Origin of the sequence: Dokdonia ponticola, from assembly GCF_042653865.1 — a bacterium.
Taxonomy (GTDB): Bacteria; Bacteroidota; Bacteroidia; order Flavobacteriales; family Flavobacteriaceae; genus Dokdonia; species Dokdonia ponticola.
The window spans coordinates 1-24675 of sequence record NZ_JBHSFV010000005.1 but is presented as its reverse complement, the minus strand read 5'-3'; the positions used below and the strand labels follow the sequence as shown (position 1 = coordinate 24675).

Annotated in this window: 22 protein-coding genes; 13 read left to right on the top strand and 9 right to left on the bottom strand. The window is 37.5% G+C overall.

Annotated features, from left to right (window positions below):
• Window positions 1-281 precede the first annotated feature (281 nt).
• From ACFO3O_RS09445 to ACFO3O_RS09420, 6 genes are all read left to right on the top strand, one after another.
• Complete coding sequence (locus tag ACFO3O_RS09445; RefSeq protein ID WP_379978356.1) at window positions 282-875, top strand: HD domain-containing protein; 594 nt, start codon at window positions 282-284, stop codon at window positions 873-875.
• Window positions 862-1560 (top strand): Crp/Fnr family transcriptional regulator, encoded by a 699-nt coding sequence (locus tag ACFO3O_RS09440; RefSeq protein WP_379978355.1) that lies wholly within the window; start codon window positions 862-864, stop codon window positions 1558-1560. Before ACFO3O_RS09445 ends, ACFO3O_RS09440 begins: the two co-directional genes overlap by 14 nt.
• A gap of 91 nt (window positions 1561-1651) precedes the next feature.
• Entirely contained in the window at window positions 1652-2092 is a 441-nt protein-coding gene (locus ACFO3O_RS09435) for a thioredoxin family protein (protein WP_379978354.1), read from the top strand.
• Window positions 2093-2120: 28 nt separating this feature from the next.
• Window positions 2121-3080: an FAD:protein FMN transferase gene (locus tag ACFO3O_RS09430; protein ID WP_379978353.1), complete on the top strand. Its 960-nt coding sequence runs from the start codon at window positions 2121-2123 to the stop codon at window positions 3078-3080.
• 2 nt (window positions 3081-3082) lie between these two features.
• Complete coding sequence (locus ACFO3O_RS09425) at window positions 3083-3295, top strand: DUF4266 domain-containing protein (RefSeq protein ID WP_379978352.1); 213 nt, start codon at window positions 3083-3085, stop codon at window positions 3293-3295.
• Window positions 3296-3327: 32 nt separating this feature from the next.
• Window positions 3328-4653 (top strand): DUF3570 domain-containing protein, encoded by a 1326-nt coding sequence (locus ACFO3O_RS09420; protein ID WP_379978351.1) that lies wholly within the window; start codon window positions 3328-3330, stop codon window positions 4651-4653.
• A gap of 120 nt (window positions 4654-4773) precedes the next feature.
• On the opposite strand, the gene ACFO3O_RS09415 is transcribed toward ACFO3O_RS09420, so the two are convergent.
• From ACFO3O_RS09415 to ACFO3O_RS09395, 5 genes are all read right to left on the bottom strand, one after another.
• Window positions 4774-7212, bottom strand: a complete 2439-nt coding sequence (locus ACFO3O_RS09415; protein ID WP_379978350.1) for a TonB-dependent receptor domain-containing protein — start codon at window positions 7210-7212, stop codon at window positions 4774-4776.
• On the bottom strand, window positions 7193-8587 hold the full coding sequence (locus tag ACFO3O_RS09410; protein ID WP_379978349.1) for an HTTM domain-containing protein: 1395 nt from the start codon (window positions 8585-8587) through the stop codon (window positions 7193-7195). Before ACFO3O_RS09410 ends, ACFO3O_RS09415 begins: the two co-directional genes overlap by 20 nt.
• 6 nt (window positions 8588-8593) lie before the next feature.
• Window positions 8594-9712, bottom strand: coding sequence for an imelysin family protein (locus tag ACFO3O_RS09405; protein WP_379978348.1), 1119 nt, complete (start codon window positions 9710-9712; stop codon window positions 8594-8596).
• 69 nt (window positions 9713-9781) lie between these two features.
• A complete protein-coding gene (locus tag ACFO3O_RS09400; protein WP_379978347.1) occupies window positions 9782-11005 on the bottom strand; it encodes a DUF4856 domain-containing protein in 1224 nt (407 codons plus the stop codon).
• A 136-nt stretch (window positions 11006-11141) separates the two neighbouring features.
• Entirely contained in the window at window positions 11142-11606 is a 465-nt protein-coding gene (locus ACFO3O_RS09395; RefSeq protein ID WP_379978346.1) for a heme-binding domain-containing protein, read from the bottom strand.
• Window positions 11607-11772: 166 nt separating this feature from the next.
• Here ACFO3O_RS09395 and ACFO3O_RS09390 point away from each other — a divergent pair, with 166 nt between their 5' ends.
• From ACFO3O_RS09390 to ACFO3O_RS09380, 3 genes are all read left to right on the top strand, one after another.
• Complete coding sequence (locus ACFO3O_RS09390; protein ID WP_379978345.1) at window positions 11773-12195, top strand: hypothetical protein; 423 nt, start codon at window positions 11773-11775, stop codon at window positions 12193-12195.
• Entirely contained in the window at window positions 12192-12620 is a 429-nt protein-coding gene (locus ACFO3O_RS09385; RefSeq protein WP_379978344.1) for a VOC family protein, read from the top strand. Before ACFO3O_RS09390 ends, ACFO3O_RS09385 begins: the two co-directional genes overlap by 4 nt.
• Before the next feature lie 123 nt (window positions 12621-12743).
• A complete protein-coding gene (locus ACFO3O_RS09380) occupies window positions 12744-13250 on the top strand; it encodes a hypothetical protein (RefSeq protein ID WP_379978343.1) in 507 nt (168 codons plus the stop codon).
• Window positions 13251-13391: 141 nt separating this feature from the next.
• Here ACFO3O_RS09380 and ACFO3O_RS09375 read toward each other — a convergent pair whose 3' ends face one another.
• The 4 genes from ACFO3O_RS09375 to hisS all read right to left on the bottom strand — a co-directional run bounded on the left by ACFO3O_RS09375 (window position 13392) and on the right by hisS (window position 18435).
• On the bottom strand, window positions 13392-14597 hold the full coding sequence (locus tag ACFO3O_RS09375; RefSeq protein ID WP_379978342.1) for a glycosyltransferase family protein: 1206 nt from the start codon (window positions 14595-14597) through the stop codon (window positions 13392-13394).
• 94 nt (window positions 14598-14691) lie between these two features.
• On the bottom strand, window positions 14692-14907 hold the full coding sequence (locus tag ACFO3O_RS09370) for a hypothetical protein (protein WP_379978341.1): 216 nt from the start codon (window positions 14905-14907) through the stop codon (window positions 14692-14694).
• Window positions 14908-15119: 212 nt separating this feature from the next.
• Window positions 15120-16751: an NAD(P)/FAD-dependent oxidoreductase gene (locus ACFO3O_RS09365; protein WP_379978340.1), complete on the bottom strand. Its 1632-nt coding sequence runs from the start codon at window positions 16749-16751 to the stop codon at window positions 15120-15122.
• A gap of 301 nt (window positions 16752-17052) precedes the next feature.
• Window positions 17053-18435: a histidine--tRNA ligase gene (gene hisS / locus ACFO3O_RS09360; protein WP_379978339.1), complete on the bottom strand. Its 1383-nt coding sequence runs from the start codon at window positions 18433-18435 to the stop codon at window positions 17053-17055.
• 792 nt (window positions 18436-19227) lie between these two features.
• On the opposite strand from hisS, the gene ACFO3O_RS09355 reads away from it, so the two are divergent.
• The 4 genes from ACFO3O_RS09355 to ACFO3O_RS09340 all read left to right on the top strand — a co-directional run.
• The gene (locus tag ACFO3O_RS09355) at window positions 19228-19683 is read left to right on the top strand and encodes a hypothetical protein (RefSeq protein WP_379978338.1); all 456 of its coding nucleotides are present in this window, start codon (window positions 19228-19230) and stop codon (window positions 19681-19683) included.
• A gap of 229 nt (window positions 19684-19912) precedes the next feature.
• The gene (locus tag ACFO3O_RS09350) at window positions 19913-21232 is read left to right on the top strand and encodes a hypothetical protein (protein ID WP_379978604.1); all 1320 of its coding nucleotides are present in this window, start codon (window positions 19913-19915) and stop codon (window positions 21230-21232) included.
• 84 nt (window positions 21233-21316) lie between these two features.
• A complete protein-coding gene (locus tag ACFO3O_RS09345; RefSeq protein ID WP_379978337.1) occupies window positions 21317-22771 on the top strand; it encodes a T9SS type B sorting domain-containing protein in 1455 nt (484 codons plus the stop codon).
• A gap of 1 nt (window position 22772) precedes the next feature.
• Window positions 22773-24675, top strand: a 1903-nt coding sequence (locus ACFO3O_RS09340; RefSeq protein WP_379978336.1) for a PorP/SprF family type IX secretion system membrane protein, incomplete at its 3' end; no start/stop codon positions are given.

Below are 24675 nucleotides of genomic sequence, written 5' to 3'. Positions count from 1 at the left end.
TATATGCTTTCGCGAAAGCGTAAAAACCAAGAAAAGTTTCTACTAGTTAACATTTAATTGCGTGCAAAGATACATATAAATTAACTAGTATTTTGTAACATCGTATTTATTTCAAAAAGTTAATTAACCTCTAATTTTAACCATGCTCCATAAAAATTTAAAATTATAAACGTTTTACAACGATCCATGTATATAACAACTCGTAGTATGATACTAAAGAAGTTGTCAAATGATTATTCTAAAAAAATAATTAACATTACATATTGAAAAATGATGCTATTATGATTAAAGAAGTAGAAATGTATTGTCGCAATTTATTACATACCACGAGATGTAAAACATTGCCTTTTCATAATCTTACACATACGGAGGAAGTTGTTCTGCATGTAAATCATATCTGCAACGCCATGGATGTTGACCAAAAAGACAAAGAATTAGTAATCACGGCTGCTTGGTTCCACGATACCGGTTTTTCAAAAACCTACAAAGGACACGAAGAGGAGAGTAAAAATATTGCCATTCAATTTCTTTCAGAGTTAGGCACCGAAGAAGAAGTAATCAAAAACATATGCGTTTGTATTGAGGCTACCAAAATACCCCAGACTCCAACCACAACACTAGCAGAAATACTGTGTGATGCAGATATATTTCATATAAGCACTCCTCACTTTTATTATCGGAAAATTTTATTACGTAGAGAATGGGAGGTGTATTGCAACATGAGTATGACCGATAAAGAATGGCATGAACTCAATCTTGACTTTTTAAAAAACATCCATTTTAAAAGTACCTATGGAAAAGAAATTCTTGAAAAAGGAAAGCAAGAAAACATAAAAAAAGTACAACAAATCTTAGCCTATTATGATAGAGAATGAATTTCTATACAAAAGATATGATTTTGACAATCAAGACTTATTCTCTGGATTACCCGACGCTATTTGTGAAAAAATAACTACTTATAGAATCACAAAACAGTATCAAGCTGGACAATCCATCTTTATAGAAGGCGAAGTCCCTATGGGTGTTTACAGAGTTAAAAAAGGAAAGGTTAAAAAATTCACAGAAACCAACTTTGGAACCGAACATATTTTTTACATCTGTAAAGAAGGGGAGTACTTAGGATACCATGCGCTTTTAGGAGAAGAAGTATATGCCGATGCAGCGTCTGCTTTGACAGATTGTGAGATTGAGTTTATTCCAAAAAAAGATTTTTGTGAGGCTTTAGAAACGTCACATATACTGTCTAAACGACTATTAAAAAGCCTAGGGCACGAATTTAGTGTTTTTATAAACGCTACCAAATTACTAGCAAAATACACTGTTAGAGAGCGCGCAGCTTTAAATCTTTTAATTCTTGAAAGCAAATTCAGAGAAAATACTCACCGTGAAACTGAAATTATCATTAACAGAGATGACTTTGCTAGCATGGTAGGCACAGCAAAAGAATCTTTGGTACGCATGTTAAAAGATTTTAAAGAAGAAAATCTCATCGTTACCAGAGGAAGGGTAATTATCATTAAGGATCTTAAAGGGCTTGTAAAAGTTTCCAACTTTCGTTAAGTCACCCATATAATCCTAGCTAGAATTGATAAATATCAATGTAAGTTTTTTTGTCAAACAGCGTTTAAGGAGTAATTATGTAATATAATCTATGAAAAAAATACTGCCTATACTGCTGTTGTTTTTAGCAACCTATACTACCGTTCAATCTCAAGAATGGAATACCAATTTTGCAGCCGCCCAAAAGAGAGCGACCAAAGAACACAAAACCATCATCCTTGTCTTTCAAGGTTCTGACTGGTGTGCACCCTGCATTAAACTGGATCGTGCAATTTGGAGCACTGAAACCTTTAAAAAATATGCGAAAGATCATTTTGTGATGGTACAAGCTGATTTTCCTAGAAAAAAGAAAAACGAACTTCCTGCGGCTTTAAAAGCACACAACGAAAAGCTTGCAGATACGTATAACAAACAAGGAATTTTTCCATTTGTTGTTGTCATGACTCCTGAGGGAAAAGTACTAGGCCAAGCTACCTATCAAAAAGCAACACCAGAAGAATACATAAAAATGCTAACCGACTTTGAAGGGTAATTCTATATACGTACTGAGCATTGTATGTATGCTCTCTTTTTCGCTTGAAGCGAAAGCACAAGACACTTACAAGCGCACTTTAAAAATGATGGGCTCCCGTTTTGATATTACCGTAGTGGCCCAAAACGGAACCGAAGGACAAGGCTTTATCGATGACGCTGTTGCAGAAATTACCCGTATAGAAACCCTTATTTCCTCATGGGATGCAAATTCACAAACATCCCTTATTAATAAAAATGCAGGAATCAAACCAGTTCCCGTAGACAAGGAGTTGTATGATCTTATAGAACGTGCCTTAAAAATATCAAAGCTCACCAATGGCGCTTTTGACATCTCATACGCTTCTATGGATCGTATTTGGAAGTTTGATGGATCTATGACTGTCATGCCATCTCCAGAAGAGATTAAAAAATCGGTAGCAAAAGTAGGATATAAAAACATCCTTTTGAATCCAGAAAACCATAGTGTTTTCTTAACTCAAAGAGGAATGAAAATAGGATTTGGGGCGATTGGAAAAGGATATGCGGCAGACAAAGCTAAAGCGCTTCTTATAAAAAAAGGAGTGATTGCAGGAATCATAAATGCTTCTGGAGATTTGACCACCTGGGGACAACAACCCGATGGAAAAGATTGGATGGTCGCTATTACCAACCCGTTGAATAAAGAAAAAGCCTTCTCGTGGCTCCCTGTAAAAAATAGTGCCGTAGTCACCTCTGGTAACTATGAAAAATTTGTCAAGTTTGACAACACCCGATATTCTCATATTATAGATCCAAGAACAGGATACCCAAGTACAGGGATCATCAGTGCTAGTATTTTTACCAAAAATGCAGAACTCGCCGATGCACTTGCTACTTCGATTTTTGTAATGGGCACAGACGTAGGACTGGATTTTATAAATCAATTGAAAGGGGTAGAATGCGTGATTGTAGATGAAGAAAACAAAGTTCACACCTCAAAAAACATCGACTTAAAAACACTCGAATAAATATGTATAAATATATGATCTGTGCCTTTGTATGCCTTTGCTCCCTGCAGTCTTGTGTGGTGGTAAAAGAATACGAAAAAGTAAACATAAACGACCCAGATATGGCATTGGCGAGTCGGAAAATAGAAAAAGGACTGAATACATTTCATTCCTACAGAGAGGCTTCTTCGGGTGCAAACGGAGGAAAAACAGGCGGAGGTTGCGGCTGTAACTAAAAGCTCACAACCTAACTATTAAAAATAACTAGATGAAATTTATATATAAGCTTCTTTACAGGGTTCTCTTCCTTATTCCAATGGGAATGGTGGCGCAACAAACACAAGACGCTACTACTGTTTTTAAGAAAAGAGTCCTGGAAACTACCGAGGTAGATTTTTTAGCGAGTTATTACTCGCAAGATGGGAATAATGCTGCCGTTAGTGGCGGTATTGGTACCGAAGAACTCACCGACATAGCTCCTACAATCATTGTGTCAGTTCCTTTAAATGAGGATGATGTACTTACAGTCGAATTAGGAGTCTCAGCATATACATCGGCATCATCTAGTAACGTAAACCCTTTTGATGATTCTGGCTCAGCAGATCCTTTTCAAGCATCTTCTGGCGCTTCCGGTTCTGATGTATGGACCAATCTAACCGCAAGCTATTCTCATAGTTCTGATGACAGAAACACCCTTTGGAGCGGGAACATATCCGTTTCTAGCGAATACGACTATTTTTCGGCAGGTGCAGGAGGAAGCTACACACGTCTCTTTAATGAAAAAAATACAGAATTTAGCATAAAAGCCAATGTCTTTATAGATACATGGAATGCGATTTACCCGTCAGAATTAAGACCATTTGGTGAAGGCGGCAATGGACTTTCTAATGCATTATTCACTCAAAATACCATTACAGGAAACCCAAACTACAACCCTACGTTTACAAAGTTTCAGGACGAAGGACGTAATTCGTATTCGGTAGGACTCGGGTTTTCTCAAATTCTATCCAAAAACCTGCAAGGATCTTTATCACTAGATTTTGTACAACAACAAGGGTTATTATCTACGCCATTTCAAAGAGTCTATTTTGCAGATGTGGCAGATTCCTTTATTGAAAATTTTCAACTGGCAGATGATATTGAACGCTTACCCGATACCCGATTTAAAATTGCTGTGGGCGGACGCTTGCATTATTACATTAATGAGATTTTTGCGCTTCGCTCCTTTTATAGATATTACACAGATGACTTTGGCATACAATCTCATACCGCAAGTCTAGAAGTTCCTGTCAAAATCTCAGATAAGTTTACTCTCTATCCCTCCTATCGCTATTATACACAAACTGCTGCAGATTATTTTGCACCTGCAGAGCAACATCTCTCTACTCAAGAGTTTTATACCTCAGATTTTGATCTTTCAGAGTATGTTGCCAATCAGTTTGGATTTGGAATCCGCTATAACGATTTGTTTGCCAACACTCATATTTGGAAACTAGGCATTAAAAGCGTAGACCTTCAATACAACACCTATGCGCGCGACTCGGGCTTACAATCCAACCTTATCAGTTTCGGTATGGGGTTTGTGATGGATTGAGCAGGAGTACGCTTTCGCGAACCTGCCTCACCGGCAGGCAGGAGCGTGTAAAGGACGGAATACGGAAATTAAAAAATCGATTGGAAAAATAGTATGTTCAATCGATTTTTATACTGTCTTTTACAACTTCAACTGCAAAGTGGTATAAAAAGCAAGGGGTTCGGCAGGGATAATTCCGGGTCCAGGATATCCTGTCGCTCGTCGGGTAAAATAAGACTCATCCAACGCATTGTTAATCCCTGCTTCGAGTTTCCAACGTTTGTACGTATATGCCGCCGAAATATCTAAAATCCCATAGGACGGAATCGTTCCTTCAATCCCTCGCTGATTGTCATTGACATCTTGAGGCGCATTGGTCGCGTCTGTAAATTGCTCTGTAAGGTAGGTATATTGAATACTTGCGGTTAGATTTTTATACCCAAAATTAATCCCTGTTTTTAAGTTTACGTCAGGGATAAATTCTACTTGATTACCTTCTACCCCAATTTCTTCAGAGCGGGTATACTCAGATTCTGTGAGGGCGAGATTGACGAACACATTCAATTTCATATTCTCTTTTTCTTCAAAAAATGTATTTCTCAGATTCCAATCGCCAAAAAATTCAAGCCCATAAATAAAGGCATCCCCTATATTGCCTCGTCGTCTTTTAAGACTCCCATCAGCATCTTCAAATAAAACTTCTCCAAGACGTTGATCATAACGCACGCCAAACAGACTTACATCATATGAGAGTTGATTATCAAGACGACCTCGCGCACCAATATCTACCGTAAAGCCTTCTTCATCGGTGATATTTTCATCAATCACAAAGGAAGGGTTGACGACTCTGATATCATTAAAAGTCACCGAACGGTAATTCTGACTGATATTTCCATACAACTCTATCCCCCTTTGTAATCTATAGGTAATTCCTGTTCCAAGTAACACAAAGTCTCTCTCAAAGGTTCTATTGTCTGGCACCTCTTCATTTAATAAAGGGTTTCCTGCAAGGTCTAATACAATGTTTTTAAAAGCCCCTTCACTTTCGGTTTTGATGTATTCAAAACGAAACCCTGGTGTAATCGTGAGTTTATCAGTGATATTAAAAATATTTTCACCAAAAACAGCTAAATTTCTATTTGGAAAATCAAATTGTGCTTGGCGTTCATAATTTGGAAATTGATCCTCTGCAAAGGAAAAATCAGCATTAGCCGCTGTGGTCCCCGGTCCTTGTCGCTGATTATTATTGGCATCATAATACTTAGAACCTATAAGAAGAACTGCATTTTGTTTTCCAATCTTATAACGAGTTAACAATCTTGCTTCTGCACCCCAGTTGGTAAAATTGTCAACGAGCACTTCTCGTGGTTCTTCTAGGTCGTCAGGTTGTGAGACTCGGTTGGTACGAAATCCAACCGCACTTCGTTGAGCATCCAGCCCAAAAAGATTCAAACTAAAATTAGTTTTCTGACTGAACTTATGATCCAATCGTACCGAGTACACTTTCCAATCGATATCAAACCAATTACGATCCCTATTACTAAAATCCGGATCATCCAGAAATTGAGCGTCTGTAAGCCCACCCGCTTGCTTGGCGAGGTAATTAAACAGGGTTAATTCTCCTGTAATCGTGGTTTTATCACTCAATTGATAGCCTACCTGTGCAAAATAATTTCGACTATTAAACTGAGAATTCGGTCGGAAGCCATCACCTTCTTTGTAATTAAAATAGGTGTAATAACTCACCTTTCCTACCGTTCCACTCAGGCTATTAAAAGAAGTTCGTAGCCCAAACGAACCTACGGTTTGACGAGAAATCAGCTCTATTTTCTTAGCTGCGTTTGGTTTTTTAAACTTGAAATTAATGAGCCCGCCAAACTGTGTCCCATACTGTAAAGAAGCGGCACCGCGCACCACTTGGATTTCGCTTAATGCCTCGGCAGGAGGTGTGTAGTAACTTTCGGGATAGCCTAACACATCAGCACTGATATCATAATTATTCTGACGAATATTAAAGTTTGCCGATCGGTTGGGGTCTAGTCCTCTTCCGCCAATGTTCAATTGCAAACCTGCGTCACCATTTTCATAGATATTTAGACCCACAACTTGACTGTAGATTTGGCGAGGCGCATTGGCTGCCAGATTTCCCGTGATTTGATCCAAAAGCACTACCTCACTTTTTTTACCTGCATAAATTGCAGTTCCTTCCACTTTTTTAAGAGACCGCAATGCAAATATTTTCTCTTGACGCGTTGTTAAAATCACTTCAGAAAGCGCTTCTCCTAAGGGAAACAAACGATAGTTCTTTTGCATATCACTTGTAATGGTGAGAGGCTCTTCTTGCAACTGATACGACAATCCGAAAATCGTAAGCACATACGATCCTTCTTTTATATTTTCAAAAATATAGGCTCCTTGTGCATCGGTTGTTGTGATCTGATTTCCGCCTTGTAAATAGATTTCTACACCTTGTAATGGCACGTTCCCATCATCTGTAACAGTTCCAGAGAGGGTGTATTGCGCTTGCGCGAAAAACGGTATAAGAAAGAAAACAAGTAAACTATAAACCTTTAATTTCATCGTTGAAGGGTTTGATCCAATTTTTATGTGAAAATGATTCGTTGATTTCAGCCAGATTAACGTCTGGATCTATAAATGTGGTGCTCAACCGACCATTAAGTGCCACGTACGATTCTACATACACCTCGACATTTTGATGTCCTTGTGCTGCAAAATGATCTCGTAAATAGTGTGCGTATTCCAATATAAAGTCGGGTTGAAAACTCATTTGCTTTTCTTGTAATGGTGTCAGAAAATCAGCATTATTGACGTAAAATCGTTTTCCGGTGACTCCATCTTTAATTTTAAATTGTGCATAGCCCGATTTTTCCATGAGCATTACACGCCATGAAAAACGATACCCTTCCTCGGTCCAGAAAAGTTCGCCAGGATACAGTAAATATCGCCATGGTAGCAATAATTGTATACCAAAGAAAACACCTACAACCCATAATGAGACCTTGTATTTTTTTACAGAAACGGGTTTCCATATCCGAGATGATTCTAGTAATTCTTTAGGATATTTTACTGCTTTCGCGAAAGCGTATACCACCCTCTTATGCAAACGTGCATCAAAAAATATAAGTGCACTCACAATCATAATGTACGGAAACATCCCGATAGGAAATAATACACGAGTGAGTATATGAAAAATCACCACCGCTCCAAAAGCAAACGTACGGGTGGGTTTCCAAAGTAATAAAAACGGAATAAACAAGTCGTATCCTGCGCCTATCCAACTAAAGGCGTATTGCACCCATTCTTGGCCCAACAAGTTCCCTATCAAAGGAATATCAAACTTGGAGGGCAACCAGATTTTAAGGGGCATGGCATTGAGTAACCAATCGCTATTTAATTTGGCGAGGCCGGCATATACATACACAATCCCCAAGAGTAATTTGATACTATCGATGGTCCAGCGCGGTACAAATCCGATGACGTTTGAGGTAGCAGTGGGATTATTGTTTTTATGCTTTCGCGAAAGCGTATCTAGAGAAAAATAATGCCCTGCTGGTAAAAAGATGAGTAAAAAACTGAGAATGGATATAAAATAATAATGATTCAGATAGGTGGTTTTATCCATCAATTCGATGTAGGTAAAACTCAAAAAGAAGGTAATCATCGCCAAACGATACTTCCATCCTAGGGTAATCATGATCGTACTTAGGGCACAAATAGCAAATAAGAGATAGGTCCACTCACCAAGCGGACGTACCCAACTAAAGCCATAAAACGTAAAATGAAATTCGGGTGCGATGTAAAATTTTTCGATCCATCCGTAACTCCAAAACCGAAGAATACTAACCAACATTAACAAACCAAAAAACACACGAAAGACCGCTAGTGGAGCGGCCTCTGTGTGGCTATTCAAATAGGTTTGTAATTTATTAATCATAAATTCTTAATCTCCGTCTGCATCTGCAAAATCAATACTGATACTTAGGGCGCTGACAGCATCTACTTTTAAGAGAGGAACGATACGTTGTACCTCATCATAGGCGTTTAAAAAGGTAACAGGCGGATTATTTTGGAGTTCTTGTTCAAAACTTCCTAATCCTTGTACTGCTTCTCGTGCTGCATTAAATTGGCTGTTAATGATCACGTTTAGATCGGCGCCATCTTTGATGACATTTAAAGCGTCGAGGTAACTATTCAAGCTTTCGCCTTGAGCGTTGCCATTGTATGCACGCCCATTAAAGAAATCCTGAACGGCGTCCAGTCCTTCTAAAAAGAGTTGCTTTGAAAGGTTTCCTGCGTATAAGGCTTCTATATTTCCTGCTTCTACAGAACCCGAGAAGATGCCCCCTGGGATTCCCATTTTGCCCGCTCTTAGAAATTTTTCGTAATAAAAGATATAATCATTAACCATTCGATCTACAGAGGCAGTTGCAGAAGAACCATTATTATTAACGAAGGTGTCTCTAAAGCCATTTTGCCATTCATTAAGTACAGTTGTAGTGAGTGTTTGCATATCTGCCACTACATCTTGAAGGTATTGTAAGTATTGTGTTCCTTGTGCGCCAGTATAGATAGCTAGAATTGCTACATCATCTGTAGCGATACCATGTAAGAGATAATCTAAAGCAGGAAAGCCTTTGGCAGATCTATTGGAAGACAACGTAAGGTTGTAGGTTCCGTTTGTGATATTATCTTCTATGTTGGTGACGTTGGCAGGGAATATATTGACATTTAATCTGAGTCCTACGGTTTCGGCAGGTCCTATCTCAAACATAGAGACTCGTTGCCAAGTTGTGTAAGCATCTAACCAAGAAACTCTGAGCGCTTCAAGATTTGACTCCGTAGGCTGATTGCTAAAAAGAAGGGTATTACTTTCTAAAGCAGCTACTTTTGAATCAAAATCAACATAACCAGGAACAATGATGTTATCTGCCCAATTTTCTAATAAAGCAGTTCTATCAAAAGAGGAAGGTGTAGGTCCTTGATCTTCTGGTGAACTATCATCACTAGAACACGCATAGGCTACTAAAACTACGAATACAATTCCTAAAATCTTTTTCATGTGTATTGTTTCTTTTTCAATATTAACTAATGTGCAAAATTTTACTATGCCAATCTTTCTTTACAACTTTTAATTTATCGTTGCCGCTTGAGTTACTGTAAAGTTGAATCGATCTGCAATGGCATTTGAAATTTCATCTAAGGTCGCTGGCGTTACGTCCCAAAATCCGTTGCCTGCGGTCAACTGATCAATAAATCCTTGGACCTCATCTGCTGAGAAATAAGGTGTATTGGTTTGTGGGTTTCTAGTAAATTGTAAGCTAAAGATGAATCCATATCCTTCTGATAAATCATGTAATGCGGCTCCAAAATCATTAGATTCAATCCCATTTTTACCTTGTTGCAAATAATACACTGCACGGATTCCTACAATTTCAGAAATGAGTGTTCTTAAAATAGCCGCTTGTGCATCTCTTACTTCATAGTTTTTAGCCACAATGGCAGCGCGTCCTAATTTGAAGGCATTAAAGATCTCTTCTGCAATGCCTGCAAAATCACTATCACTTTCTACTCTTCCTATATATTTATTCAAGAAAAGATCATCTTGACCAATGGTTAGATTTGGATTGGCCGTATTTGCTGACGTCCCATAGGCATATCCATACGCTTCATCCCATTTGTGCTCCATATCTGTGTACGACTCTCCATCTACAAGTAAGTCGTTATCGTTATCTTCTTGATTGGTCCCTGCGTCAAGTACTGCTGTTCCTAGATAATTATTAAGCGTTTGATCTACCATTAATGAACCTATCAATCCTATGATCACGGCTTGATCATATTCTAATCCTTGTGGGTTTACATAACGGGTGGCTTCTCCATCGGCTATTTGACCTGCAACACCAGCAGAGGCTGCTGTATTTTGAGCTGGAATTAATTCGTTTACGTTTGCCGAAAGCCACGCTTCAAATTGGGCTTTAATAGTTGCTGATGCTGCACTGTTGATGCTAAAATAATCTTGAGAAGCAGCTACTTTGCTACGTATATTTTTTGTAGAAGCATTCAAATCATCACTAGAAAAGGGAGTATTTTCATTTGCATACATATCTAACAATAATGATTCTGTTGCGGTATCAAAATCTCTCATAGAAGCAATTAATTCATCTGCCATGAGGATACGTGTGGTTTGTCCTGAGAAGCTCACCGTAGAAACTCCATCTCTTTCAAAAGAATAGGTTGTTGGGACTTCAATAGTTACGTCTGGTCCTGGATCTACGATGTCAGTATCGTCATCGTTACTGCATGAAATAAGGGATATGGCGGTAAAAGCTAGGGTGGAAAATAAGAGTTTTTTCATGTTTATTTAGACTTAATATAAATAGTGTTTCGTTTTCGAGGACAAAAATAATACAGAGAATTGGTTCTGCAAAGTTTATTTAGATTAAATTTAAATAAGGAGTGTTAAGTTTTTGTTATGCGCACTTTAAAATAGCCTACATCTGGCTCTGTAGCTCAGTTCGCACTGATTTTGCCCATGTCTCCAAAAGCTCTTTTTCTTCTTGAGATAGATTCCCATGGATCAATGCATAGGATTCTAGAGGCATTTCTCCTTCTTCAACCTCTTCGATAAGCTCATCGAGTTTATGATCTTTCTTTTTAAGGGAATAGGTCTCCCATTTGGCAAAGTCAAGGTGTTTTTTTCCATCCTCTATATGTTCGTCAATAAAGAATGTAAACGGAGCCACTTCTGCGTACCAAGGATAAACCGTACTATTACTATGACAGTCGTAACAGTTATTTTTAAGAATTGCTTTTACTTCTTTTGAAGGTTTAGTTTCTGCTTCAAAGGCAGCAACATCCGTATAATCTCCAATATTTTTTTCTGGTCTGATAAACTGAATAATAACCAATGCGACAAGTGCTACAAGAGCAACGATTTTTAAGACTTTACGGATCATATTATTTTGATTTAGGATGCAAAAATAAAAATATTAAGACGTATTCACAATACTATTTTTAATTATTCTAAATAAAATTAATTATTCATAGACTTAGAAAATCTAGTAGAAAAACATTCATAAAACTGGGTTGTATAACTGAAATATTATGTAGACTTTTATACGAATGAAAATAATAGATATACAAGAGAATTGGTCAGGATATTTTACCTATCCTGTGTATGATGAGAAAGGTGATGTATCTAATGAGGAGGAAGGAAGACGTGTCCCTTTTGAAATAGCTATCAATCTCCATAATGGAACTTTTACTGGGACTTCATGGGACGAAGAATCTAAGCCTCTTTTTAACAAACCTGCAACGATTAAGGGTTTTATTGAAAAAAATCTAATAAGCTTCACCATGCAGTATCCTTATCTTTATTATATAAATGAGCAAGGAGTACTCGCTACCGATAAGGATCAAAAACATCCAGCAATACGATATACAGGCTTTTTTAATGATACCGAAGATGAGATTGTAGGAGAATGGGAAATGGGGGAAACCCCTGGAGAAGGTCAATGGGGTGAATTTGAATTAAAAAAAAGATGATGAATGAATTTACAATAGACGATCTCGATCATGTAGCGATCCGTGTAAAGGATCTAGAGGTATCGGCTTCTTGGTATGAAAAAGTGTTAGGTCTTACTCGTAAAACAACTCCTGAATGGGGTGCTTTTCCTATTTTTATGATGGCTCATAAAACAGGTGTTGCTTTGTTTCCTGCCACGATAGGGGATCCTATGTTAGATCCTACATCTAAAAACGTCAAAATAGACCACTTTGCTTTTCATGTGAGTGTGGAGAATTTCGCGAAAGCGAGAAAAAAATACGAAGCTTTACAATTGGACTATATATTTACAGACCATCACTACTTTCATTCTATCTACACCAAAGATCCAGATGGACATACGGTAGAGCTTACAACTATTGTTGTAGAACCAACATCTTTTTATGGAGATGCGTTTTATAAGTAACTATTGAGTTTAAAAATAAGCGTTATTACTTATAAGAAAACGCTCTGCTAAGAAGCTTTCTTTTTATAATTTGCTTTACTTACGCTAATCAATTACTTTAGAATCAGATATTAAAATTTTGTTATGAATGTAAGTTCCTCACAAGAAGTGATTGCTTTTGTGGTTACTGTACTTGGTCTTATACTTGTTATTTTAAAGTTATACCTCAGTACAAAACAACTAAAACAACAAGCCAATATTGAAAAGAAACAACGGGAAGAAGAAAAACAACTTCTTCTTTCTGCAGCAGCGCAAGAAAACCAAAAAGAGCAACAGGCTAATGAGCTTTACAAAAAGACCGTACAATCTGTTCTAAAATACATGCACGAAGAATTGAGCGAATATGTGAAGAAAGAAGATCTTTCTGCTTTAGATAAAAATTTGAAAAAATTTATCGATCAGAAAATAGAAACGCTTTCGCTTCCTAAAGCAGAAGCAGCATCTATTCAAAAAGAACTAAGATCATTACAAGATGCTTTTCACTTTAATCCACTAGACGTCCTCACACCTACCGCAACCCCAGAGACATTTTTTAGAGATCGAGTTGAGAGAAGGTATCAGGAATATTTAGAAAAGAATAAAAACACCTAAAAGAATCTACTCCCCTATCCTTTTTCTTCTTTTTTTGACTTTAGGCGCTCTCGAAATTAAGAGGATTACTAGTTATAGTTGTAGGAAACAAAGTGTTACTTTATGGGATAAATATGATATCGTTCATACCAATACCTTTCTTTATATTAAGATTGACAATTGATCTTCAATGATAACTTCCCATTGTTTAGATATTCTTGCCCAGTTATATGCTGCTTTCGTAGCGTTTTTGTAGCACAGCTGCTCTTTAAGAGCAAGGTCATTCTTATCGCTCCATGCTTTTTCTAACGCCAAAGCGATATCCTCAGGATGAATAATATGTTCATTAATTTTGGTGTCTGGATTTATTAAAGTAATGGTATAAGGTAAGAGATAAGCACTATCACACCATAACTCTCTCCCACTTGTATGATCAGGAACAATTTGTGCAAGTCCTGCTGCAGCCTGTTCAAAACTTAATAATCCCCACCCTTCACTAGATGCAGTATTTATACCTACAGAAGCTGCGTTAAAAATAGTATTCAACGATGCTTGACTTACATTAGGAGGTGTATCCAGATCGGTAGAGTAAATCAATCTATCTTCCAATTGGTAACGTTTTTCTAAAGCCTTAATATCCCAACCTATATCTTTTAATCCCATATGCAAGTGTAAGAATACATTGCTAGGTTTATCTTTTACAAACAAAGCAAAACCTTCCATGGTAAGATCAATACGTTTACGAGGTTGGTTTCTATTGGCATTCAAAACGATAAAACCATTTTGTAAATCGTTATTTTCTTTAGGGTAAATAGCTTCTCGTGCGATCTTTTGTGATGTTGATCTATCAGGGCCTAAAGGTTTAAATATGTCTGTATCTACTCCATGTGGGAGCACGTCTATACTCGGAAAAACCAAATCAGACTGTTTTTGTAGCGCCTTTTCCAAAGCTGCCTTTGCAAACTGCGTATACACGACAAGATAATTTGCTTTACCCAACCATGGGAGTACTAAAGGATCAATATCTGCCGCGTTAAATGAAGCATATACCACCGTGGGTATATGAGGAAATTCTTCTAGTTCTTTAAAATAAGAAACCAACGCCCATGGATCTTGCAACATAAAGATGACATCAGGTCTCAAATTTGAAACTAAATCTTTAATACGATGTGCTCCCATACTATAGCTACCCACGTCGGCTGGAAAGATTTCCCAAGGCCACGTATGTGGATCTCCAAAATAATTGGTTCCTAATTGCACAAGACGATAGCGATCTTTAAGAGGATAAAAAATCTCATAAATAACTCTCGCAAATCCAGTATTAGCAACAGCATCTCCTATAATAAGAATACATTTTTTGTTTGGCATTGAAATTTAATATAAACAATTGTTTATCAATTATACATATCCAAAATCAACCTCAATACTTCATTAATTTTGGATATGCATACTAATTTTTAAATTACAGTCCTTTTTCAGATACTTCCATTGTGTATACTTTGTTATCATTTACTGGGAATGAAAAGTACGACGAATTACCTCCTCTTTTCCAAGAAACTCGTGTAGCACCTTCAACACTAACTGTACCTCCATTTGCCTTAATTGTACCTGACCCTACACTAGGTGATGTATCATACCTTACATCTTCATTGAGTGCATTTTTTAAAATAATTGCCATAATTTGTTACGTTTTAAATTGAATACCAAAAGTATACGCAATAACCGTAGAAACTCTACGTATAAACACTCAACTTATTTTCAAGTACAAACACCTGCTTTCTAAAATTCTATGATTCTTCCAAAACGTATCAATATTCATGTAGCAACTTAAATAGCCAAGAATAAAATTATAAAAACAAAAACTATATAACTTAGTTTTTCTATTGAAGATCACTCCCCTATCCTTTTTCTTCTTTTTTTAACTTTAGGAGTAGTTTCTGTGAGAGGTAAAGCTGCTGAAGATACCAATGCACTATACTTCTCTACGACTTTATCTACACAATTAATCCCATCAATAGCCGCAGAGATAATCCCACCGGCATAACCAGCTCCTTCGCCACATGGATACAACCCTTTTACTTCGATGTGTTCTAACGTTTCTGGGTCACGAGGAATAGACACGGGGGAAGACGTTCTACTCTCAGGGGCATGCAAAACGGCATCATTGGTAAGATATCCTTTCATTTTTCTCCCAAAAGCAATAAATGCTTTTTTAAGACGCTTTGCGATTAATGGAGGCAATACCTTATTTAAATCGACAGCGACAATGCCAGGTTGATAGGAGGTTTTCGGGAAATCTTTTGAAATGCGTCCATCCACAAAATCACGCATTCGTTGGGCAGGGACTGCTTGTGTTTTTCCAGCCGCTTCCCAACACGCATGCTCCACTGATTTTTGAAAATCCAAACACACAAACGGGTCGCCTTTTGTATAATTAGGCAAATCTTCTGGCGTCACACTGACGACAATTCCCGAGTTAGCATACGGATTATCACGCTTAGAAGGGCTCCATCCATTGGTCACTACTTCTTCTTGAGCGGTAGCACAAGGAGCTATAATCCCCCCTGGACACATACAAAATGAATATACCCCCATCCCATCTACTTGTTGCACTAGGCTATACGAAGCGGGTGGTAAATACGGATTATCACTATCGCCGTGGTATTGAATCTCATCAATCAATGCTTGTTGATGCTCAATCCGCACCCCTATAGCAAAAGGCTTCGCTTCTATCTTGACCTTTCGTTTATGTAATAAATAAAAGATATCACGTGCGCTATGGCCTGTCGCTAAAATGACATGATCAAAAGACAACCAATCGGTATCATTGATTTGGATTTCTTTGATATGGTTGTCTATGACCTTAAGATCGGTCAATTTACTTCCAAAGCGAACTTCGCCGCCTGCTTCAATAATTGCTTCGCGCATGGCGGTAATAATTTTCGGTAATTTATTGGTACCGATATGCGGATGCGCATCGACTAGAATATCTTCGACCGCGCCAAAATGTACAAACCATTCTAGGGCTTTCAGGACATTTCCTCGTTTTTTAGACCGGGTATAGAGCTTCCCATCCGAATAGGTACCTGCCCCTCCTTCTCCAAAACAGTAATTCGAATCTTCATTGACGATATGCTCTTTATTGATTGCTGCCAGATCCCGACGCCGAGCTCGTACATCTTTCCCACGTTCAAAAATAATGGGTTTCAATCCGCCTTCAACAGCTCGTAACGCGGCATATAACCCCGCAGGTCCAGCTCCAATAATCGCTACTTCGGGGGCATGGTGTACGTGTTGTGGGACAAAGGCAGGAATGGATGCTCGTATCTCATCATGCTTCCAAAATTCAATTTGTAAGGATACCCGCACGGGTGATTTACGGGCATCAATACTTCGCTTTCGGATATCCCATTCGCGCACGTCGTCTGCTCTTAGTCTCGCTTTCGCGAAAGCTTTCTCAGCCACATAATCATCGTCTTCAGCTTGGTGGGGTAAGACATGTATTTGAACAAGTGTACTCATAGCTTTCGTTTTCATTTCCGCGAAGGCAGAAATCTCAATAATGTGAAAAATATTTGGTCGTTAGTCGGTAGCTGTTAGCGTCAAATTAAAAAATATATTAGTATGTTTTCGCGAAAACGGAAATCTCAATAGTGTAAGGAATTTATCTAATTCGTATTCACTATTTAAAATAGAGTACTACTCTAAATTAGAATACTACTCTATTTTGAATCTTAATTATGTTATGAGTACATCATTCTGTCAAAATGATTCCTATTTCTTATACGCTTTCGCGAAAGCAATCACCACATCATGAGTTGCTTTATCTCAATCTCTCAATCAATACATCTAGCGTTACCGTCTCTTGCTCTCCAGCCCGCATATCTTTAAGGGTAAACGTTTTGTTAGTCATTTCTTCTTCTCCTGCTAAAATCACAAATGGAATCTCCCGACGGTTGGCATGCGTCATTTGCTTTTTCATGTGTTTTCCAGAAGTCATCTTATCAGGATACAACTCGGCAACAATTCCTTGGGTACGAAGGCTTTTGATCGCTTTCATCGCATACAATGCTTCTTTTTCTCCAAAATTGATAAACAACACTTTGGTACCTTCTACAGTTTCTTTTGGAAATAGATTAAGTTCTTCAATCACTAATGCAATCCGATCCAATCCAAAGGAAATCCCTACTCCGCTCACATTGGGAAGTCCAAAAATCCCGGTAAGGTCAGCATAGCGACCACCACCGCCTATGCTTCCCATCTGCACACCTTCTGGCGCTGCTACTTCAAAAATAGCGCCTGTGTAGTAATTGAGTCCGCGAGCAAGAGTGACGTCTAGTTGTAGTTTAGCACTTTCCAAACCAAGGCTTTCTATGGCTTCGTTGATAAAGGTTAACTCTTCAATTCCTTGCATGCCTGTTTCAGAATTTGCAAGCAAGGTTTGTAATGTTTTGAGTTGTTCACCAAAACTTCCGTCTAATGTAAATAAAGGCGCTACTGTATTTATGGCTTCTTGGGTAATCCCTTTAGCGAGCATTTCTTTGGTCACCCCTTCTTCGCCAATTTTATCGAGTTTATCAAGGGCTACGGTAAAATCAATCAATTTATCACTTGCGCCAATCACTTCAGCAATTCCCGAAAGGATTTTGCGGTTATTCATTTTAATGGTCACCCCTTCTAGTTGCAACGCGGTAAAAACAGCATCGTATAACTGTACAAACTCGACTTCTTGCCATAAGGAATCGCTTCCTACGACATCGGCATCACATTGATAGAATTCTCTAAAACGTCCTTTCTGCGGACGGTCTGCACGCCAAACGGGTTGCATCTGGTATCGCTTAAACGGAAATTCGATTTCATTCTGGTGTTGTACCACGTATCTCGCAAAAGGCACGGTAAGATCGTACCGTAAGGCTTTTTCTGAGATTTGAGGAGTGAGTGCGGTTGAGTCTGCTTTCGCGAAAGCGTCATCCTTAACCTTCCCTAAATAATCCCCACTATTCAGAATCTTAAAAATCAACCGATCGCCTTCTTCCCCGTATTTTCCCATCAGGGTACTGCTATTTTCAAAACTAGGGGTCTCTATTGGTTGAAACCCGTAGCGCTGAAATTGCGTACGAATGGTATTCATAATATAGGAGCGTTTTGCCACCTCTATAGGTGAAAAATCACGGGTTCCTTTAGGTATGGAAGGTTTTTGTGCCATTTCTCTTTGTCGTTAGCTTTTAGCCGATACTTTAATTATATAGTACATCACAAAAAAATCAAAGAGTCAAATTTCAATTTCATCTTCATTTTCATCTTCAATTTCGATGTGTGCAAATATCTTAAAAAATAGACACTATTGATCTGTTTACAGATAGTATTTACAGTGTTTTCTCCATACATCTAAGTATAAAAATGTATTTCGCCAATTTTTCCTTTTCCCTAGCCTTGAGCGATCGAAAAATTATGCTACAACTTGTAGGATTCTTTTTACTTTTCAGAATGTATCATTTAAAAAATTAAAGGATACATAGGAAAGCTACAGGCTAAACGCTTGTACTTACCAATTGACAAAAAAAAATTAAGTATCAAATGTAATTAACTATCAAATCTATTTCAATTCTTATAGCTCTAGTAAAAGGCAGCTATTTTTTTTAAACATGATCTATCCAATTTTCCTAAAATTTTAGAAACCAAAATTATATTCAACATCAGAAAAAGTGTTTTTATTGTATAAAAAAAAGTAACTTTGGGCCGTAAAATTCTCTTTCTAGTTTTAATCGTAATTGATACTATTGAATTTTATAAGTTAAAACCAAATAAAATTAATGACTAAAAGAAATGGACTATATAGTAAGTTAGAGTGCTTGATATTTAAAAAAAAGTAATGTTCATGTAAGTTATTTATTCAAAAAAGTGCTTTTTGTCGATGTTTTATTTGATTTCATCGATTTTATTTGTAGTTTCCCCTCCATTTAAGAAAAATTTAAGACTGACTTTAAAAATTTTACCTATGACTACCAAACTTAATCTGCGCCCTGCAATCATATTTTTACTACTATTTGGGTTCGCTCAAGGAGCTTTTTCCCAAGTTACTAAAGAACAAGAAATTATTAGCAAGAATGTGAGAATCGATAAATATCATGATCGTGAAGAATTACTTGCGATGAACAAAGGTCAACTTCTAGATTTATATATACAACGCATTGACGTGATTATTAAGATTTTGCCAAATATTGCCTTCACAACAAAACCTGGGGTAACTATGAGCGACTTGGGAATACCTGACACAAAAGAGCACAGAAAAGCATTATTAGACAATATTGAGGCTACCTCCTCTTATTTTGAAGACACCATGGCTTTTCAGAAGCTAGTGCTACCTTATTCTGACAAATCTAGTTTATTATCGGCCATTTTATTTTATGAGCAGACCCTAAAGTCCTTACATACTTATAATGACTTTGACTAGTAGTTTGGGATGATATTCCATTATGTAGGATATATCTGACTAAGTTGTTTAATCGCATAAATTCAGTAGGAGGCTAGCCTAAAGGGCACATAAAAATCCACTCTGTAGTATAAAAAAGCATGTAAAACTACATATACACGTATTTTATCGACGTTATTTGGTTATTCGTCCTATATATTGTAGATTAGTTCTTTATAAAAGGTTAAAAAATTGAGTTTGAATAAAAATGATGATTTTGAAAAAACATAACGTACTTCTATTATTGGTCATTTCTCTCTTCTTTTCGACGGGTTCTACTTTTGCACAGCAAGAGAAGGGTATTGTTGGTCAAAATAATTGGTTGAGTTATTGGACTAAATTTCATTTGAAGCCAGAAACAAAGCCAAAGCCTACTCAGATTCTAAGTGGAGAGATAAAAGGTGATACGGTAACTTTACTAAAAAAAGAGATTTATCTCTTGTTGGGAGATGTATTTGTTACTGACAGCACACGATTAGTTATTGAACCAGGCACACTTATTCTAGCAGACCATAAAACAAAAGCATCCCTCATAATTACCTCAGGCTCTACTATTCATGCAAAAGGAAACCAGACAGATCCAATCGTATTTACATCATCCAAGGATGCTCCTAGAGCTGGAGACTGGGGAGGTATTTTCCTATTAGGTGATGCCCCTAGTAATAAACTCAGTGAAAAAGACCTTGTTAAAAAAGGACTTGTTTCCTACTCACCAGATAATTTAATTTATGGTGGTACAAATACAGAAAGTAATTCTGGAGTGATGGAATACGTGAGAATAGAATATGCTGGTAAACGAACGAAAGATTTTGGGTTCTTTGATGCCTTAAGCCTCTATGCTGTGGGTAACCAAACCCAGATTTCTAATATCATGATGAGCTATAGTAAAGGAAACTCCCTGTATATAGTAGGTGGAGGAGTAGATTTAAAGCAACTCGTGTCATTTAAAGCTAGTCATTCAGATTATATGTTTGATTCAGGAACACAAGTAAATATTTCGAACTCTTTAGCCGTAAGGTCACCTTATGACTCTGCATCCAAAGGTGCTGCAAGTATACACGTTACAACTAATAGCAATGAAGAGGAAGCAAATTTTGCAAAAGTAAAAACATCAGTCACGGCAAATAATCTTACCCTTCTTAATTTTAGTAATAATTTAAAAAATGCCATTGAAGTAGGATTAGTACATGAAGCCATCTATGTAGATGCAAACACCCAATTGACAATGAACAAGAGTGTGATATCTGGATTTAATCCAGCAGTTATTTTTAGCCGTGAAATTTCTCTAAATGATAAAAATTTACAACAAATTAGATTTACCAACATGTACTTTAATAGTTGTGAAGGAAACATTTTTGTTGAATTTTCCAAGGACAATGAAGATCTTGAAAGCTGGTATGGTAACAGTAGTTTTCAAAATGTATATTCAAAAGGAGAAGATGTTAAAACCTTCATTGATCATAAGAATCTGAAAAATCCAGATTTTCGTTTACGTATTAATAAAATTATAGCATCGAGCAGTTCTAACTAACCAAAACAATATTATTTTTAATAAATCACAGGTTAACAAACCTAGTCAAACATTTGCCACAATTAACCATAATTCCCCCAAATCATGGCTTACATTACCCGAATCATTTTTCAGGGCATATTTCTGATATGTTTTACTGTCAGTAGTGTTCCTACCGCTACAGCTCAACTAGTTATTGGTCAGCCAACCTTAGAGTTTAGTAAAGCGTGTGCTAATGAGTCATTTAACACCTTTGAGGCGACTTTTGTTTTTAACCCTCCTTCTTCCTTAAACACTTCCAATCAGTTTATTGTAGAACTTTCTGATGCCAATGGTGAATTTACAGAGGCTGTTGAAGTTTTTGTTTCAAATTCTAACGAGATTACTACCTCTCCAGCAACTGTTGCCTTTTCCTTACCTACCGATACAGCAGGAGAAAACTATAAGATTAGAATAAAGAGTACGTCCCCAGCTTCGACAAGTGCTCCATCATCAGCTTTTGCTGCCTATTTTAAACTACACGACACTCCATTTACGATTAATGGACTCATAGATACTGGAACTTTTTGTCCAGGATTAGCTTACCTACTTACAATAGATAATCCAGGTTTTGATGGCACTATATCACCCCTCACTTTTGAAAGTCTAAGCTTTAATTGGTATAAGGTTATAGATGATACAAATTCAATTTTAATCGCTCAAGGCGAAACATTCCAAGTATCTGAAGAAGGAACTTACTTTGCTGAGACAAATTATGGCAGCTGTACCTCAGAATCATTTTCTAATAGAGTAACTATTTCCCAAGCGTCTAATGAAGAGCCAGCTAATGCAACGATAACGTCAAGTCTTGGAAATCCGTTTTGCTCCAATGGCGAAGGAACAATACTCACAACAGTGATAGGTGAAAATTACCAATGGTTCAAAGATGACGAACTAATCGAAGGAGCAAATCAAAACACATTACAAACAAATGATTCTGGAAATTATGCAGTCATTGTTACGGCGGGAGACTGTGTTGCAGTAGGAAGCATCCTCCTTGAAAGTCTAGCTGGTTCCATAACCATAGATGTACCTGCAATAAACTTTATTGAGATGGGAGAAGATCTTACGGTTACCGTAGAAACGACATTAGATAATGTTCAGTACGAGTGGTATTTCAATGATGAAATCATTGAAAATGCTACAGAAAATCAATTGATCGCCTCCCAAGTTGGTAATTATAAAGTTATAGCAACAGCAACAGGGCTCTGTGATTTTAGTATAGAACTATTTTTTGAAATCAAAATAGAAATTAACACAGATACTATTCCTAATGTTATTAGTCCTAATGGTGATGGCCTTAATGACACTTGGATGATACCCGCAGAATATTTAAGTGGCACCAATACAGAGATAGTCATTTTTAATAGCAATGGTACTGCTGCTCTTAACACCAACGATTATTTAAATAATTGGCCAGAGAATACTCAGGAGTTAAGCGATGCAAATCAAGTCTACTATTATATGATAACTCCTCCAAATAAAAAAGTAATAACAGGCTCCATAACAGTTGTGAGATAACGTGAAAAAAATCGTAGCACATATAATTTTGATTATCTGTTGTTCGGCTCTTTCTGAAGCTCAGGAAAGTACAGGGGCTATTGCATTGGGTTTACCAGCACGCAATTCATTGATGTTTAATAAATATATCCTTAGTCCCGCTTTAAGTTACGCTAGAGAAGATTACAGGCATATTACAATCAATAATAAGCGTGAATTTTTTCAAATAGAAGATGCTCCAGAAACATATTTAGCAAGCTTTTCTGGTCGATTCTCTGAAAATATTGGCGCAGGGATGGGTCTCTTTCAGAGAAACTTTGGAGTATTCACTACTTTTGGAGGTATTGCAAATTTTGCATATAACGCCCAACTCGCTCCAGAAAACAACTTGACTTTTGGTCTCAATCTATTGGTTTATAATAGTAGTGTTAACATGGACAGGGTAGTAACGACAGTTCCTGACCCCTTGCTTGACAACTTACCTTCTAGCTTAATAACCACTATAAGCCCTGGTATAAATTATGGAGGTGGTTTTATAGATGTTGGTTTAACTATAAATAATTTAATAAGCTATGATGTGAATACTTCACAAATATTAAAAGAGCAACCACAAAGAGGTATCCAAGGGCACTTAATGTATTCAGGTTATATTGATTCATATGGCTTTTTTAATAATAGCAAATTTTCTGCATTAGGACGTGCCGAAATTCGAGAAGACACTTCCATTTACTCAGGAACAGCTATGCTTAGAGTACCTAAAGGGTTCTGGATACAAGGCGGTTACAGCACACTCTACGGAGGTTCTGCTGGTGTCGGTTTTAATATTACCTCAAACATTGCATTAGAATATAATTATGAAAAATCTCTAGGTGATTTCCTTGACTTAGGCTCTTCGCACGAGTTAACACTAGCATTCATACTTACAACACAAGACGATTCTAGTTTTAGACAAGAAAGAATCACAGGGCTTTTAAACTTTGAAAAGAAAAGAAAAAGTTCTTATAGTAAACGTAGCCGCTTAGCGCGAAATAAAACAAAGGAGCAAACAAAACCTACAGAGAGTACTCCTGAACAACAGATTAAAGAACAGGAACAAGTTGTTGTAGCAGAAAAAACAAGTTCAGAAGCCGAAGAACAAGCAAGAATAGAAGCAGAAGCATTAGCTAAAAAAGCAGCCGAAGAAAAAGCGCGACTTGCTACAGAAGAACAAGCACGTTTGGAAGCCGAAGAGCAAGCAAGAATAGAAGCGGAAGCATTAGCTAAAAAAGCAGCCGAAGAGCAAGCACGACTTGCTGCAGAAGAGCAAGCACGTTTGGAAGCCGAAGAACAAGCAAGAATAGAAGCGGAAGCAATAGCTAAAAAAGCAGCCGAAGAACAAGCGCGACTTGCCGCAGAAGAGCAAGCACGTTTGGAAGCAGAAGAACAAGCAAGAATAGAAGCGGAAGCAATAGCTAAAAAAGCAGCCGAAGAACAAGCGCGACTTGCTGCAGAAGAACAAGCACGTTTGGAAGCAGAAGAACAAGCAAGAATAGAAGCGGAAGCATTAGCTAAAAAAGCAGCCGAAGAACAAGCACGACTTGCCGCAGAAGAACAAGCACGTTTAGAAGCAGAAGAGCAAGCAAGAATAGAAGCGGAAGCAATAGCTAAAAAAGCAGCCGAAGAACAAGCACGACTTGCCGCAGAAGAACAAGCGCGACTTGCTGCCGAAGAGCAAGCACGTTTGGAAGCCGAAGAGCAAGCAAGAATAGAAGCGGAAGCAATAGCTAAAAAAGCAGCTGAAGAACAAGCACGACTTGCCGCAGAAGAGCAAGCACGTTTGGAAGCCGAAGAACAAGCAAGAATAGAAGCGGAAGCAATAGCTAAAAAAGCAGCCGAAGAACAAGCGCGACTTGCCGCAGAAGAGCAAGCACGTTTGGAAGCAGAAG